Raw genomic sequence first — 15,901 nt, forward strand, 5'->3', positions numbered from 1 at the left:
CCACCCATGGCCAGCCCCATCGACCATGACCTGACCCGAGGTGCCATCGCTGGGCATTTCCGCACGCTTGCGGTGCCGGCGGCCATCGGGATGCTGTTCAACACGCTCTACAACATCGTGGACATGTTCTTTGCCGGTTTGCTGTCGACCAGTGCGCAGGCGGGGCTGTCGCTCGGGTTTCAGGCCTTCTACATCGCCATCTCGGTAGGAGTGGGCCTCGGCGCGGCGATGGGTGCTCTGGTCGGCAACGCGCTGGGGGCAGCCGACCGGCGCAAGGCGCGGCGGCTGGCGGCGCAGGGGATGAGCTATGGTGTCCTTGCCGCGATGGTGCTTGCGGTGGCCGGACAATGGTACGGCCCGGCGATCATCCAACTGGTCTCTGAGCCCGGTGAGTACCGCGATGCCGGGATCCGTTATTACCTGTTTTTGTCGCTGGCCTTGCCAGGGTTTCTGGTGGCCTTTGGCTGCAACGGCATCCTGCAGGCCCATGGCGACGGGCGCTCGATGCAGCGGGCGCTGATGGTGGCGTTCTTCGCCAATATCGGGCTCAATCCCTTGCTGATCTATGGCATTCCGGGGCTGATGCCGGGCATCGGCTTTGACGGGCTGGCGGTCTCGACCGTCATCAGCCAGACCGGCGTGATGCTTTACCTGATCCGTCAGGTCCTGCGATTGCGGACGATGGCCCGGCTGCGCGCCGCGAATTTCACCCCGCGCCCGGCGAAATTCGGCGAGATCTCGGTTCAGGCGCTGCCGGTCGCCGTGTCGATGCTGGTCATGTTCCTGTCGGGCTTTGTGATGCAATTCGCGCTCAAGGGTTTTGGCCAGCACGCCATCGCGGGCTTTGGCGTCGCCATCCGGCTGGAGCAGATCCTGCTGCTGCCGGTTCTCGGTGTAACCGGTGCGCTGCTGCCCATCGCGTCGCAGAACTTCGGAGCCCGCAATTTTGCCCGCGTGCGCGAGGCGTTGTTCTATTGCTGGAAGGTCGGCTTTGTCATGACTGCCATCGCCTGCCCAGCCCTGTGGATCTTCGGCGGCCCGGTGCTGAGCCTCTTTACCGACGATCCCGAAGTGATCCGCGTCGGGCTCACCTATCTCAGGGTCGATAGCGTCATCCTGCCGTTCTACATGATGCTCTTTGCCATCAACTCTTTCCTGCAGGCGCTCAAGCGGCCGATCTGGACGGTTTGGATTAGCTTGTACCGGCAAGGCTTTGGAATTGCGTTCTTTGTCTGGCTGTTCGTTGGCATCTGGGGGTTCAGCGAAATCGGCGTCTGGTTCGGCACCGCCTGCGCGGTGATCACCGGCTGGATGGTCTCGCTGATGATCGCAACCCGCGTGGGCCGCCGCGAGATGGGCGGGCTTTGGCGGGCGCCACAAAGCGTGGCCGCTTGAGTGGTCAGCGGGGCGCCTTGAATGCATCACGAAACCTCTGGCGCGCTTCTGCGCCGTGGATATAGGCATAGTCACGGGGATAAGGCGCGCCCGGCACGATTTCGAGCACCGTCATCTGCGGTCCGGGCGTGTCGATGAATCCGGGCAGGGCAGCACGGAACGTCTCAAGATCGGAAAAGCTGCGGCTTTCGCGGTATCCGGCGGCGCGGGCGAAGCCCTCGAAATCCACCTTGTCGGCAGCAGGCAGTGGATGCGCACCGTTCACCTCGTAGGTCCGGTTTGCGAACAAGAGATGGTGCAGGTTCGTCACCCCGGACCCGGCAATCGTCACCAGCGATCCGAGGTTCATCAGCAGGCTGCCGTCACCGTCAAAGACGAACACCCTCCGGTCGGGATTGGCCAGTGCTAACCCCAGCCCGTGAGAAGAGGCCTGTCCCATCGCCCCCACGGCGACATAGTTCAGTGGTCGGGAGTTGAGTGCCATCCAGTCGAAATTCGTCTGGTAGACGGCCACGACGATATCTTCATCGCGGACATGCGGGGCGAGGGCGGTCAGGGCCTGATCGCGGGGAATGGTCATGAGGCCTCCGGCGCGCGGCCGACGAGGAAGATGTGGGGGCGGGAGAGGGCATACGCGCGGTCGACAGCCTCGGGTATATGCGCCTCGTCCCCGGGCGCCTCGATCAGAGAATGGCTGATCTCCATCGCGCGCAGTACCGGCTGCACGATGCGCACGCCATAGACCGAGGATTGCTCCGGCGGCAGATGCGGCTCCTTCCCCTGCAGCCCCACCAGCATCACTACCGGCATTTCATAATCCATGCCAATAGCGCGGATGGCGTTGAGTGAGTCCATTAGCCCGGTCTGTTGCATCATCAGCACCGCGCGGGTGCCGTTAAAGGACATTGCCGCACAGATCGAGACGCCCTCATCCTCCTTGCAGAGCCGCGTCAGCCGGAAATCCGGGTCGTGCGAGATGGGCCAGAGCAAGCCGTCGCTGGTCACGATGTCAGGCACCGCCACGACCTCACGCACGCCCGCCGCCTTGATCGCGGCCAGGATCGCCGCGCCGCTGGGATGGGGAACGGAAGGGGCATCAACCGTAGAGTTGGAAGTCGCGACCATCAGGCGCCTCCGTTCAGAAACGTGTCGATTCCGTCGGCACAGGCTGCATTTTCATGTGGAAAGCCCAAAGTGATCCGGATGCAGTCTGCATAGGCCGGAGAAGCGAAGCGGCGTACCAGAATGCCCCTCGCCCGCAGGTGGTCGTGAACAGCCGCTGCGGACCGGCTTGGATCGGGAAACCGGACCAGCAGAAAGTTGGTCTGGCTGGGAACGACATGCAAATCCATGGCCGAGAGACGCGCAGTCAGTGCCTCACGCTCCCGCTGGTTCTGACGCCGGACCATGGCCACATGGCGCGGGTCCTCCAGCGCCGCCAGAACCGCCGCCGCCGAGGGGGTGGCCAGCGGAAAGGTCACGCCGACTCGGCGGATGGAGTCGATGATGTCTGGATTGCCATAGACCCAACCAACCCGCGCCCCGGCCAGCCCGTAAATCTTTGAAAACGTGCGCGTGACGATCACATTTTTGGCTTCCGCGACAAGCACATGGCCGGGCTCATAATCCTCTGCAGTTACATATTCCTCATAGGCGCAGTCGAGGATCAGCAGCACATTTTCGGGCAGCGCAGCATGCAAGCGCCGGATCTCGGCGCCGCTCAGATAGGTGCCTGCCGGATTTTCGGGGTTGGCGAGATAAACAATGCGAGTGCGTTCGGTCACCGACGCAATCATCCGATCCACCGAAGGGACAAAATCGTCATCCGGCACCGAGACAGCCTCGGCATCGTTGGCATGGGCATAGTTCGGCACCTTGAGATACCCATTCGCGCTACGGATCAGCTCGTCGCCCGGGCTCAGAAAGGCACGGGCCGCGCGGGCCAGCAGGTCGTCCGAGCCATGGCCCACCGTGATGCACGCCGCGTCCAGCCCGTGACATTCAGCAATGGCAGGCGTCATCAGACGATCCGGCATCTCGAGGTAGCGCTCGATCCCGGTCACAGCAGCGCGGGTGGCGGCCAGCGCATGCGGGCTTGCCCCGTACACGCTTTCATTCGAATGCAGCAGGATCGCGGGCGGGCGCTCTCCGCTTGGTCCGGCACCCAGCATATGGGCCTTGATCCGGTCAACTCCCGGGCGCGGTGTCGGTGTGGGCATGGGTTCCTCCCTCTGCACCTCATTAAATCACACAAACGGCGTATTTTGGAAATTCATTTTCATTTAAGTTATGATATGACTAGTTACGAGACGTCCATGGACGCGAGTCGGAGCCACCTGATGGACACCGCAAAACCCGCCAGCCGCCTGCATCTGGCCCTGAACCTGACCGCCCCCGGGCGGCAGGTGGGCGATCTGATGCTGCGCTGGTCGGACAACAGCAATCCGCTGGGCTATCACCCCATCCCGGTGATCAGCCTGCGCGGCGGCGACGGGCCGGTGGTGCTGATCATCGGAGGCACGCATGGCGATGAATTCGAAGGCCCTGCAGCGATCATGCGGTTGGCCGAGTGGCTGGACCCGGCGGCGCTGCAAGGGCAGGTAATCCTGATCCCCGCGCTGAACGCACCTGCACTGGCGGCTTCGTCGCGAGTCTCACCGCTGGACGGAACCAATCTGAACCGCGCCTTTCCCGGCGATGCTGACGGTGGACCGACAGCGATGATCGCAGATTATCTGGAAACCGCGCTTTTGCCCCTCTGCGATGCCGCCATCGATCTGCATTCAGGCGGCAAGGCGTCGTTCTTTGCCCCTTCGGCGCTGGCCACACAAACGGCGGATCCGACACTCAGGGCGCAGAACCTCGCGCTGGCGCAAGCCTTTGGCCTGCCGCTGATTTGGGAATTGGGAGCAAACAACGACAACCGGTCGGTGAATGCCGCAGCCGAACGCGCAGGTGTTCCGATGATCGCAACCGAACTGGGCGGCGGCGGCGGGGTGGACCCAACGATCACCGACGCGGCGGAGGCAGGGCTCTTGCGATGTCTGGGGCACGTGGGCGTTTTGCCGGATCAGCCCGACTCGGCGCAGGCGCGTCGGGTCGAGATCGCCTCTTCCCTGCATTCCGTCCACGCACCCGGCGAGGGGATTTTCGACCGCGCCATATCGGCCGGGCAGGATGTTGGCCAAGGCGATCTGGCAGGCCGGTTCCATTTTGTGACAGAGCCCGAGCGCGCTTCGAAAGACCTGCATTTTCCCGCAGACGGCCTTGTTCTGGCCCATACCTGCCGAGGTTTCGTGAAACGGGGAGAACTGCTGGCCCTCATCGCTCAGGATGTGAGCTGGGACGGCTGAATGGAGCACTTTGGCCACTTCATAGATGGTGCCTTCACCACACCGTCGGACCAATGGATCGATAGTGTCGACCCCGCCAATGGTACTGTCTGGTGCCGGTTCTCACGCGGCGATGCGCAAGATGCGTTGGCAGCGATGGAGGCCGCCGAACACGCCTTTGAAACGGGCCCTTGGAGCCGTATGTCTGGCGCGGAACGGGCGGACTGTCTGGATCAGGTGGCAGATACTTTAGCCACGTGTTGGGAAGAGTTGGTTGAGGCCGAAATCCGCGACAACGGCAAGCGGGTGACTGAAGTGCGCGGGCAGTTTGCCGGGCTGCACAGCTGGTTCCGCCCCTTCGCGAAGCAGGCTCGCCATATCAGCCGCGAGCCGCAGCACAACGCCGTGCCGGGTGTCGAGAGCGAGACGACCTATCTGCCCTACGGGCCGGTGGTCGCCATCACGCCGTGGAATTCGCCACTTATGATCCTCGCGTGGAAGATGGCCCCGGCGCTGGCGGCGGGCAACACGATGGTGGTGAAGCCCTCGGAAATGGCCTCGGCGTCGACCCTGCTTTTTGCGCGGATGGTCCATGAGGCCGGGCTGCCCGCCGGAGTGCTGAACGTGGTGACCGGCTACGGGCATGAGGTGGGCGGGGCGCTGGTGCGTGACCCGAGAACCCGCATGGTGACCTTTACCGGCTCCGACCTGGGCGGCAGTAAGGTCGCGGCCGCGGCGGCTGAGAATGTAATCCCGACGACGCTGGAACTGGGCGGGAAATCTCCGCAGGTGGTCTTTGGTGACGCCGATCCGGATAACGCGGTGAACGGGATTTTGTCGGGCATATTCCTGTCCAACGGCCAAAGCTGTGTCGCCGGTTCGCGTCTGATCGTTCAGGCATCGGTCAAGGACGTACTGGTACAAGAGCTTTTGACGCGCGCGCAAAAGCTCAGGCTGGGCGATCCGATGGACCCGGAGACCCAGATCGGGCCACTAGCTAATTTGCCGCATCTGGAAAAGGTGCGTGCGATGATCGGGCAGGCGATGGAGGCGGGCGCCGTCTGCCTGCTGGATGGGCGCGAGGCGGGAAAGGGTCGGGAGGGGTTCTACGTTGGTCCTACCATATTCGACAATGTGACCCCTGCCATGCAGATCTGGCGTGAAGAGGTGTTTGGCCCGGTCCTCGCCGTCACAACCTTCGACACGGAGGCCGAAGCCGTGCAACTGGCCAACGACAGCGCCTACGGTTTGGCCGCCGGAGTCTGGACGTCCGACAGCGACAGGGGCGCCCGCGTGGCCCGCCAAATCCGCGCCGGAACCGTCTACATCAACCACTATCGCAGCGTCGATCCTAGTGCTCCCATAGGGGGCCTCAAACGCTCGGGCTATGGCCGCGAGCTTGGTCCTAATGCAGTGAAGCACTTTCTGCAAACCCGCTCGATCTGGACCGGAACCGCACCCGTACCCGATTCCTTTCCCGCCTGACCCAACCCGGAGGAGACATGAACAATCCATTCCAGACACCTCAGGGCAACTTCCGCGGCCACGCACGGCAAACGGTCTGGACTGAGGCACCTGATCCGGAACTGACCGAGGTTGGCCCAGGTACTCCCTGCGGCGAGTACCTGCGCCGCTACTGGATGCCGGTGGCGATGACCGATCAGGTCGGCGATCTGCCCTATCGCATCCGCATCCTCGGCGAGGATCTGATCCTGTTCCGGGAAAAAGGCGAGGGCAAGCTGGGCCTCACGCATCTGCATTGCTGCCACCGCAACATGAGCCTTGAGTTCGGCATCGTTGAAGAGGGCGGCATTCGCTGCTCCTATCACGGCTGGAAATACGGGCTGGACGGCACCATCCTCGAAACCCCCTGCGAGCCGCCCGCCAGTCAGGTGAAGAACCGCACCTGTCTGGGCGCCTATCCGGTGATCGAGTTCAAGGGCCTCGCCTTTGCCTATCTGGGCCCGCCCGAGACCATGCCACCGTTTCCGGTGATGGACACGTTCGATGAGGAGGGAGACGAGATGCTGCCTTACCTCATCACCTCGCCCTGCAACTGGTTGCAGGTGATGGAGAATGCGTGGGATCCGTTCCACGTGGTCTATCTGCACACGCTGGCGGTGCGGACCCAGTTTATCGACGCGTTCGCGGAGATGCCGATGATCGAGTTTCACGAAAGCCAAACGGGTGATTTCTACACCAACGTGCGGCGGGTGGACGATATCGTCTGGGTGCGGGTGCATGACCACATGCTGCCCTCGTTCACGCAGAATGGCGGCCACTTTCCGGTGCCGGACGGGTCGCGTTATTTCGGGCGCTGCGGGTTGTCGCGCTGGATCACGCCGGTGGATGACACCACCACGATGGTCATCGCCTGGCGTCATTTCCGGGACGGGGACGATCCGCGCGGGCTGACCGACAAGAGCAAGGTGGGCTTCGGCATGACAGATTTCTACGGACAGGACCCTGATCGCGATTACGAACAACGCCAGCGCGATCCGGGCGATTACGACGCCTGGGTCAGCCAAGGGCCGATCAATGTGCATGCGCGCGAAAATCTCGGCTTCACCGACCGGGGCGTGGCCAAGGCTCGTCGCCTGCTGCGTGACGCGACCCGCTCGGTCAAGGCAGGCAACCCGGCGCCGCAACCCACCGACAGTTTTGATGGCGTGATCCCCACCTATGGCGGCGACACCATGCTGCGCATTCCGGTGCAGGAAGGGCGCGACGATGGGGCGGTGCTCAAGGAAATCTCAAAGGAGATCGCGGCGATCTACATGTCGGGCGATCACCTGCAAGGGCAGGAGAGGCGGGAGTTCATCACCGAGAGGCTCAAGGAATACGAGGCAAGCTGGCAATGACCCGAGTATCCATCAACCCCGGTCGTGTCGACTGGTCTGGCGAAAATCCGGGCATCTATCTAAAGACCGACCCAAACGGTGAGTACGACGCGCTGGCGCTGTTCTTCCGCGTGGCACTGTCGCCCTATGGCCGAGGTCATGCAGCGATCGTTCTAGGCGCCCCGGATGAGGCATGCGGCTGGCCTGAGGTGTCGAATCTGATCATGACCGACAACCAGCGCATGATGCGCTGGATCGTCGATGGCTGGGTGACAAGGATGCCCACCTTTGTCGGCAAGGCTGGGCTGGGGGCGATGACATGGCTCGACTGCGACAGTGTGGAAAAGCGCCCCGGCAACCTGAAAACCCGGTACTCCGAAACCCTGCGCGGATCGGGCGTGACGCTTGAGATGATCTGGCGTGATACGGGCCCGCCACTGCCGGTTGAGGTCACCAAGGCGAACTCGGCCACCAAGGCGCATGAGATGTATTCGGTGTTTCTCGAGGCGAAAGAGGCGCAGATCGTGCTGAACGGTACTGCATTGCCGGGGCAGGTCACATCGCGCCAGTTCTTCGGCCGCACGATGTCCACCGCGTTCCTCGCCTTTTCCGAAACCTGGGTCACACCTGCGGGGGATCTCTGATGCCGCTGCCCACTCCCATCACTCACGGAACCGTTGATTGGACCGGCGAGAACCCCGGCATCCTGCTCAAGGATGCCGGGGGCGATTTCAGTGCCATGGCGCTGTTCTTCCGGGTTGCATGGTCGCCGGTGGGGCAGGGGCAGGTGCTGCTGCTTTACGGGACGCCGGGGGAGGAGAAGGGGCCGCTTGAGGCACCCAACGTCATGCTGACCGACAACCACGACCTTGCCGGATTTTTGAAAGAGCAATTCATCGGGCGTCTCGCCGCCTTCCGCAACGCGCCCGCCTTTGACGCTCTGCCAATCCGGCCCGCGCAAGCGGTGCGTAGCAGAGGTGATCCGATGAGCCATCGCTATACCGAAACCGTCTCGGGCGAGGGGCTGGTGGTGGAACTGGTCTGGGAAGGTCTGGAGCCGCCCAAGGCGCTGGAATTGACCCCCGATCAGGTCGGCACCGGGATGCACACGATGTTTACCCTCCTGGTGCCAGCGCGGGAGGCGCAGATTATCGTCAATGGCCACGCCTTGCCCGGCGAGGTCGGCACCCGCGTGCAGGCGGGGTTCGAGACGACGACGGCCTTTCTCTACTTCTCGGAAACTTGGGTGATCCCGCCGGTAGAGCCCTTATGACCCACCCCGCCGACAGGCTGGCCTTTGACCGGGCCATGGTGACACAGCCAGTGTGGAACCGCTTTAACACTGCGGCGGAAGCTATTGGTTTGGCTGAAAACGTGTTGCTGCACGCAGGACCTGCCTTTGCCGAGACCGCGCATATCACGAAGCCGGTTCTGAACTCGGCCTGTGTGGCCGCGGTTTACGAGGGGCTGGCGGCGGATTTCGATACGGCAGAGGCGATGATCCACGCGGGTGAGATCGTTCTGAAACCGGCGCAGAACCACTGCGTCGTCACTCCTCTGGCTGCGGTGGTGTCTGCGTCGATGCCGCTGCACTCGGTCTACGACGCCTGGCGCGGCAAGATCCGCGCCTTTGCGCCGATCAATGGCGGCATCCGGCCTTCGCTGCGGTTGGGCCTGCGGTCCGAAGCGGTATTGGAGCATATCCGTTGGCTGAACACCCGTGTCCGGGATGCTCTGCACGCCGGGATCGGAGAGGGCATCGCGTTGGTGCCGCTGGCGGCGGACGGGCTGCGCGGCGGTGACGATTGCCATGGGTTCACACCGGTCGCGGGCACGGCACTGGTCGAAGAGATCCGTGGACGCAGCCGCGGCGGTATCGCGGATGATGAGGTGGCCGAGTTCATGGCGGCCTCACCAAGCCTGTTTCTGAACTTGTGGATGGCCGCGACCAAATGCATGATGCGCGCCGCCGAAGGCGTTTCGGGTTCGGGCCTGATCACGGCGGCGGGCGGCAATGGCCGCGATTGCGGCATCCAGATCGCGGGCCTGCCGGGCCGCTGGTTCACCGCCCCGGCGGATGCGCCTCGGGGAGACATCGGGTCCCATTCACCCGACCGCGCGCTGGGTGCTATCGGCGACAGTGCGGTGGTCGACTGTTTCGGTTTGGGTGCGCTGGCCTTTGCCCACTCTCCCGCGCAGAGCAGCGCCATGGCGGACTATTTGCCCGACAATCTAGACGCGCTGAGCAGGGGTCTGACGGTGGGTGCGCATCCCTATTTCCGGGGCATCGATCAGGGGCTTGGATGCAGCGTCAGGCAGGCCGTGACGTTAGAGGCCGAACCGATCATCAGCCTTGGAATTCTGGATCGCAACGGGATTGAAGGACGGCTCGGAGGTGGGATTTATTCTCTGCCCAAAGAAGTTTGTAGCGAAGCCGTTGACGCCCTGTCGACCGCCGCGCCCTGAAAATCAAACCTCGTGCAGTAGGGAAAGATCCTCGGCCGAGGTCACCAGCACATCGAGAAATTGCTTCAAATCCTCCAGCGTGTGCCGCTGCACCGGAGCGTGTACCGATAGAGTGGCCAGCAACCGGCCCTGACTGTCCGGCACCGGCACCGCAACGGCGGCCATGCCGGTCATGAACTCCTCGTCATCGGTCGAATAGCCTTGCGACCGAATCCGGTCAAGCTCGGCACGCAGATGGTCCGCATCGGTGATGGTTTTTGGCGTTCTTTCGGCCAGAGATGCAGCAGAAAGGAACCCATCCAGTACCTTTGACCGCAAGGTCGACAGGTACATCTTGCCGCTGGCCGTGCAGTGAAACGGCACTTGTGTGCCGATGGGCAACTGGATGCGCAAGGGCCATTTGGTCTCGACCCGGTCGAGATAGGTCATCCCCTCGCGATCAGGGGTGGCCAGGTTGCAGGTCTCGCCGATCTCTTCCGCCACGTTTTTGAGAATCGCCAGACGTGCAGTGCGCAGATGCTCCGACGATATGGTATTGGCCGCCAGCAACCGCAAACGCGGACCGGGCCCGTAGGCCCGGCCATCGAGATCACGCTGCAGGAACCCTTCTGCCTCGGCAGTATGCATCAGCCGGTGAATCGTGGGCTTGGGCAGCCCCAGCGTCTCGACCATCTCGGAAGGCTTTACCGCAACCCCACTGCGCGCCACGTGTTCGAGCACCAGCAACAGCCTCAGGTTGGTCGGGATCTGGCCTTCTCTTCTGGTCGATCCATCATCCGGCATTTCAACGTCATACCTACTTGTTGGGCAGCAGGATCAGTGCAGTGTCAGGCACCAGCGATACCAGAAGCCAGACGCTGATCAGCGCTGCAAGGTAGGGGACCGTATAGCGAAGCAATCGGAAATATGGAACACCGGTCACGCCCGACGCGACATAGAGGTTCAGCCCGTAAGGCGGCGTGATGAAGCCAATCGATGCACCCACCAGGAAGATCACCGAGAAATGGATCGGATCCACCCCGACCGAGGCCGCAATCGGCGCCAGAATTGGGGCGAGGATGATCGTCACCGGCAGGCTTTCCAGCACCATGCCGGAGAAGAACACGATGACCATCGAGGTGAACAGGACCGCGTAATAGCCGCCCATCGAGGTCACGAACCCGCCGATGGTTGCCTGGGCACCCAGCAATGACAGGATCTGCTGCATCACCACCGAGATTGCGATTAGCGGTGCAAGGATGCCCGTGATCTGTGCCGAGCGCACCACGATTGACGGGATCTCGGTCACCTTGAACCCTTCGACCACGAACATCTCGGCATAGGATTTCTCGGCAACCGGCTTTTCACCTTGGGCACCCATGATCTTGTTGAGCGGATAGCTGACCAGCCCCGCGATCACGCAGAACCCAACGGTGACCCCGGCGGCCTCGGTTGGAGAAAACTTGCCAGTATAGATGCCCCACAGAACTAGCCCGATTGCGAAGAACCCGAGCCAGGCACCAAAAGCGGTTTTCAGAACCCGGTTCAACTGCAGCGGGATCAGAAAACCCCAGCCATTGCGGCGGCAGATGATCCAGCACGCAAGCTGCATTCCCACGACCATCAATGTGCCGGGCAGAATGCCTGCCACAAACAGGTCCGAGATCGGCAGGTTCATCAGAAAGCCGTAGACGATGAAGATGATCGAAGGTGGGATGATGATACCCACGGTGCCTCCGGCAGCGGCAGTGGCGGCGGAAAAGCGTTCGTCATAGCCACCCTTGACCATCTCGGGATGCAGCATCGAACCGATAGTGGCCGTTGTGGCCGAGTTTGAGCCCGAAATGGCGGCGAATAGCCCACAAGCGCCCAATGACGCCATCGCCAGACCGCCGCGCATCCAACCCAGACAGGCATAGGCAAAATCGCTGAGCCGCCGGGCAATCCCGGATCGGTTGATCAGGTCCCCCGTCAGGATGAAGAGGGGCATGGCGAGCAGGGCAAAACCCTTGTTGAAGACGTTCAGCAATTCGGCGCCCATATTGTCGAGGGTCAGGCCCAGCACGAACGAGCAGCCGATCACCCAATAAGCGATGACGAGCAGCACCGGCACGCCCAACATGAACAGGAACGTGACGCCCAGCGAGATCAGAGTAACCCAGGTTCCGTCGGCCATCACACATCCCCCCCGATAACGGCTTGCTTGATTAGCGGCTCTCCACTGCGCCAGGCCGCGATATCGTCAGCCAGATTTTCGAACACCCGCGCGGCCATCAGCACAAAGGACATCGGCGCCGTGATCAGGAACCACCATTGCAGAATGCTGTCGGTGCCCAGAACGATCTGGAAGTTCGACGCCGACAACGCCGTCAGGCGCGAAGTGGTGACCACGACGATCACTGCGAAGCTGAACCACAGCACGGCGTCCAGCACCAAACATGCCATTTGTCCCCAGCGGGGCATCATTGTGCGGAATTCGCTGAAACTCAGATGCGTCCGAAGCCGCACGTTGAAGGCCGCCCCAAACCACGCCATGATCATGAACAGCAGCGGCGGGATGGTGGTGGACCAGGGCTGTTGGTTCTTGAACACGAACCTGTCGATCACCCCCCAGAAGATAATAAAGGCAACGGCCAGATAGCTCCAGACCATGATCGAACGCTCCAGGTGCCGGTCAAGCAAGGGCACCTTGCGATAGATCCAAAGCACCAGCAGCCCGCCTGCGGCAGTTGCCACCGTGCCCAGTACCCAGGCGGCGTTGGATTCCAAGGCGTTACGGATTTCCCAACTGTCCTGCGAGGCCAAGGCGCTGAATATCGCGCCGATATCCGACAAGATCGACATGCATTCCTCCCATAAACCCAATGGGCGAGACGCCCGGGGCAAACAGGCCCGGCGCTGCAAATGGCGCCGGGCCCAATTCCAAGCCTAGACCCGGATCAGCCTTTCCACCAGCGGCGTGGCTCGACGTTTTCGGGCTTCATGTCCGCCTCGACCTCGCGGGCGATGGTGTAGATCTCCTGATAGGTGTCCATGCCACCGGCCCACTTGTTCAGGCGGTCACGCCACTGTTCCCACAGCTGCGGCTGGAACTCGGGCGAGCACATCTCTTCGGCCATGCGGATCTCGCTGTCCGGCAGGAAGGCGGGGCGCACTTCGTTTTCGGCGAAGACCGTGCCCGGCAGTTGCGGATCGCTGAAGCCCACGGTCTTGACCAGCGCGGCTTCGTTGGCGGCCTGTACGTGGGCTTGGGTCCAGTAGGCGGATTCCAAAACCGCATCCTGCAGGTACCCTTCCAGCCCGTCGAATACCTTTGCCGACATCGAGGTATGCTCGGTGCCGCAGAAAAAACGCAGATCGACCGACTGGCTGACCACCGGCGACATGTTGGCATAGGCCACGGCGCTGGCCCAGGTCTCGGCCCCGTCGATCAGGCCCTGCTTCAGACCGTCGAGCGTTTCCTCCCACGCCACCGGCACCGGGTTCAGGTTCAGCGCGTTCATCGCGATGCGGCCCAACTGCGTGCCCGTCACCCGGTTCTTGGTGCCGAACAGCTCTTCCAGCTTGGTGACGGTCGGGCGATCCTTCCAGCTCAGGCCCAGCTGGATGCCGCGCAGTTCACAATGGCTGAACAGGAACTTCAGGCCATGGCGTTTCTCCAGCGGTTCGCGCAGGATCTGCTGGCTCTTGGGGTGATAGAGGAAGTGATACTGGGACGCGCGGCCCGGGAACACAAAGGCATAGTCGAGCACGTTGAGATAGGGCGCACCGCCTGCCGAGTTCTGGGTCGAGGCCGCGTAGATGTCCACGATGCCCTGCTGGGTTTTCTCGACACAGCTCAACTGCCCACAGATTTGATTGTCGCCGATGAACTCGACGCGAATCTCGCCGTCGGTCCGGGCTTCAAGATCGCGCGCGAACTCAAGAGCGCCGGCGCGTTCGATCAGCAGGTTGCGTGCGTTGAAGCCGGATGCGCCGAATTTCAGCGTATGTTTGGCCTCTTTGGCAAAACGCTTCTCATAGGTCGATTCCGCTGCTGAGGCCAAGTTCGCAAGGCTCATTGCGCCCCCGAAGCTGCCTGCCGCCAGCAGGGTCGAACTGAACCCGTAAGTCCCCGCTACGCGAAACAGATCCCGCCGCGAAATCCGGCTCAGATTCTTGCTAAGTCCCATCTTCATCCTCCCTTGATGCAATTATTGAGACGTTTCGTTTCAAAAATAGCTAGCTTATTTTATGCGTTTTGTATAGAAGTTTTTTCAAGGACGAGTCGGGAGGACCGGTTTTGGAAGCTGATTTCATCGTCATCGGGGCTGGATCATCCGGCTGTGTGATCGCCAATCGCCTGAGCGCCAACCCTGGCAACAAGGTGGTGCTGCTCGAGGCGGGCGGGCCGGACAGGAACCCGTGGATTCACATCCCGGTGGGCTATTTCAAAACCATGCATAACCCGTCTTTGGACTGGTGCTACAGGACCGAACCTGATCCGGGTTTGAACGGACGCTCGATCGACTGGCCACGAGGTAAGGTGCTGGGCGGGTCGTCATCACTCAATGGTTTGCTCTACGTGCGCGGGCAGAAAGAGGATTACGACCGCTGGCGTCAGATGGGCAACGAAGGCTGGAGCTGGCAGGACGTACTGCCCCTGTTCAAACGGTCCGAGGATCAGGAACGGGGTGCGGATGAATTTCATGGCACCGGGGGACCGCTAGCAGTATCGAATATGCGCATCCAGCGCCCGATCTGTGATGCCTGGGTCGCCGCAGCGCAGGCGGCGGGATATCCGTTCAACCCTGACTACAATGGCGCCGAGCAGGAGGGGGTGGGCTACTTCCAGCTCACCACCCGCAACGGGCGCCGGTGCAGTTCTGCCGTGGCTTTCCTGAAACCCGCGCGCAGCCGGGACAACCTGCAGATCATCACCCACGCCATGGTCGAGCGGATCGAGATGGAGGGCCGCAAGGTGACCGGCGTCACCTATCTGGACCGCTCGGGAAACCGGCAGACCATCAAAGCGAATCGCGAGGTCATCCTGTCGGCAGGCGCGATCAACTCGCCGCAGACCCTGATGCTGTCGGGGATCGGTCCGGCGGATCAACTGAAGGACAACGGTATCACCCCGCTGCATGATTTGCCCGGTGTCGGGCAGGGGATGCAGGATCACTTGCAGGCGCGGCTGGTCTACAAGTGTAACGAGCCGACGCTGAATGACGAGGTGCGCAGCTTGTTCAATCAGGCCCGCATCGCTCTGAAATACGCGCTGTTCCGCGCCGGTCCCATGACCATGGCGGCAAGCCTCGCGACTGGTTTCATGAAGACCCGGCCCGATCTGGCAACGCCCGACATCCAGTTCCATGTCCAGCCCTGGTCGGCGGACAGCCCGGGCGAGGGGGTGCACCCGTTTTCGGCCTTCACCATGTCGGTCTGCCAGTTGCGGCCCGAAAGCCGGGGCGAGATTCGCCTCGCGGGACCCGATCCCAAGACCTATCCGAAGATTATCCCCAACTACCTGTCCACCGAATTGGATTGCCGCACCATCGTCGATGGGGTGAAGGTCGCTCGCTCTATCGCCCGCCACGCGCCGCTCAAGTCGAAGATCGCCGAGGAATTCCGTCCGCAGGCCAGCCTCGACATGGAGGACTACGAGGGCACGCTGGACTGGGCGCGCGGCAACTCGGTGTCGATCTACCATCCGACCGGCACCTGCAAGATGGGTCGCGGCGAGGATGCGGTGGTCGATCCGCAACTGCGCGTGCACGGGATCGATGGGTTGCGGGTGGCCGATTGCTCGATCATGCCGGAAATCGTTTCGGGCAACACCAATGCTCCGGCGATCATGATCGGGGAAAAGGCCAGTGATCTGGTCTTGGCAGCCTGAACCGGGCGCCGCTA

The 15,901-nt window shown here is 62.3% G+C and carries 15 protein-coding genes; 8 read left to right on the top strand and 7 right to left on the bottom strand.

Features of this window, described 5'->3' with window-relative positions; all coding sequences use genetic code 11:
- Positions 1 to 6: 6 nt before the first annotated feature.
- Positions 7 to 1,395: an MATE family efflux transporter gene (locus AB3N21_RS05860; RefSeq protein ID WP_367934328.1), complete on the top strand. Its 1,389-nt coding sequence runs from the start codon at positions 7 to 9 to the stop codon at positions 1,393 to 1,395.
- 4 nt (positions 1,396 to 1,399) lie between these two features.
- On the opposite strand, the gene AB3N21_RS05865 is transcribed toward AB3N21_RS05860, so the two are convergent.
- The 3 genes from AB3N21_RS05865 to AB3N21_RS05875 are packed head-to-tail and all read right to left on the bottom strand — an operon-like array spanning position 1,400 to position 3,614.
- Entirely contained in the window at positions 1,400 to 1,975 is a 576-nt protein-coding gene (locus tag AB3N21_RS05865; RefSeq protein WP_367934329.1) for a thiamine pyrophosphate-dependent enzyme, read from the bottom strand.
- Positions 1,972 to 2,520, bottom strand: a complete 549-nt coding sequence (locus AB3N21_RS05870) for a decarboxylase (RefSeq protein ID WP_367934330.1) — start codon at positions 2,518 to 2,520, stop codon at positions 1,972 to 1,974. Before AB3N21_RS05870 ends, AB3N21_RS05865 begins: the two co-directional genes overlap by 4 nt.
- Entirely contained in the window at positions 2,520 to 3,614 is a 1,095-nt protein-coding gene (locus AB3N21_RS05875) for a histidinol-phosphate transaminase (protein ID WP_367934331.1), read from the bottom strand. The genes AB3N21_RS05870 and AB3N21_RS05875 overlap by 1 nt, the downstream gene beginning before the upstream one ends.
- Before the next feature lie 120 nt (positions 3,615 to 3,734).
- Between AB3N21_RS05875 and AB3N21_RS05880 the strand changes: the two genes are divergently transcribed.
- From AB3N21_RS05880 to AB3N21_RS05905, 6 genes are read left to right on the top strand one after another with little or no spacing between them, the layout of a single operon-like run.
- Positions 3,735 to 4,748: a succinylglutamate desuccinylase/aspartoacylase family protein gene (locus AB3N21_RS05880; protein WP_367934332.1), complete on the top strand. Its 1,014-nt coding sequence runs from the start codon at positions 3,735 to 3,737 to the stop codon at positions 4,746 to 4,748.
- Entirely contained in the window at positions 4,749 to 6,212 is a 1,464-nt protein-coding gene (locus tag AB3N21_RS05885; RefSeq protein WP_367934333.1) for an aldehyde dehydrogenase, read from the top strand.
- Between the two features lie 17 nt (positions 6,213 to 6,229).
- On the top strand, positions 6,230 to 7,588 hold the full coding sequence (locus AB3N21_RS05890) for a Rieske 2Fe-2S domain-containing protein (protein ID WP_367934334.1): 1,359 nt from the start codon (positions 6,230 to 6,232) through the stop codon (positions 7,586 to 7,588).
- Positions 7,585 to 8,211, top strand: coding sequence for a hypothetical protein (locus tag AB3N21_RS05895; RefSeq protein ID WP_367934335.1), 627 nt, complete (start codon positions 7,585 to 7,587; stop codon positions 8,209 to 8,211). The genes AB3N21_RS05890 and AB3N21_RS05895 overlap by 4 nt, the downstream gene beginning before the upstream one ends.
- Entirely contained in the window at positions 8,211 to 8,840 is a 630-nt protein-coding gene (locus AB3N21_RS05900; RefSeq protein ID WP_367934336.1) for a hypothetical protein, read from the top strand. The genes AB3N21_RS05895 and AB3N21_RS05900 overlap by 1 nt, the downstream gene beginning before the upstream one ends.
- Positions 8,837 to 10,033 carry a DUF1116 domain-containing protein gene (locus AB3N21_RS05905; RefSeq protein WP_367934337.1) on the top strand — a complete coding sequence of 399 codons (1,197 nt, stop codon included), beginning with the start codon at positions 8,837 to 8,839 and terminating at the stop codon, positions 10,031 to 10,033. Before AB3N21_RS05900 ends, AB3N21_RS05905 begins: the two co-directional genes overlap by 4 nt.
- A gap of 3 nt (positions 10,034 to 10,036) precedes the next feature.
- Here the strand turns inward: AB3N21_RS05905 and AB3N21_RS05910 are convergent, their stop codons facing one another.
- From AB3N21_RS05910 to AB3N21_RS05925, 4 genes are all read right to left on the bottom strand, one after another.
- Positions 10,037 to 10,816, bottom strand: a complete 780-nt coding sequence (locus tag AB3N21_RS05910; protein WP_367934338.1) for an IclR family transcriptional regulator — start codon at positions 10,814 to 10,816, stop codon at positions 10,037 to 10,039.
- Between the two features lie 13 nt (positions 10,817 to 10,829).
- Positions 10,830 to 12,188, bottom strand: coding sequence for a TRAP transporter large permease (locus AB3N21_RS05915; RefSeq protein ID WP_171173334.1), 1,359 nt, complete (start codon positions 12,186 to 12,188; stop codon positions 10,830 to 10,832).
- A complete protein-coding gene (locus tag AB3N21_RS05920; RefSeq protein WP_367934339.1) occupies positions 12,188 to 12,856 on the bottom strand; it encodes a TRAP transporter small permease in 669 nt (222 codons plus the stop codon). The genes AB3N21_RS05915 and AB3N21_RS05920 overlap by 1 nt, the downstream gene beginning before the upstream one ends.
- Before the next feature lie 95 nt (positions 12,857 to 12,951).
- Positions 12,952 to 14,184: a TRAP transporter substrate-binding protein gene (locus tag AB3N21_RS05925; protein ID WP_171173336.1), complete on the bottom strand. Its 1,233-nt coding sequence runs from the start codon at positions 14,182 to 14,184 to the stop codon at positions 12,952 to 12,954.
- A 110-nt stretch (positions 14,185 to 14,294) separates the two neighbouring features.
- Between AB3N21_RS05925 and AB3N21_RS05930 the strand changes: the two genes are divergently transcribed.
- On the top strand, positions 14,295 to 15,887 hold the full coding sequence (locus tag AB3N21_RS05930) for a GMC family oxidoreductase (RefSeq protein WP_367934340.1): 1,593 nt from the start codon (positions 14,295 to 14,297) through the stop codon (positions 15,885 to 15,887).
- The last annotated feature ends 14 nt before the right edge of the window (positions 15,888 to 15,901 follow it).

Origin of the sequence: Ruegeria sp. (assembly GCF_040830605.1) — a bacterium.
Lineage (GTDB): Bacteria > Pseudomonadota > Alphaproteobacteria > Rhodobacterales > Rhodobacteraceae > Ruegeria.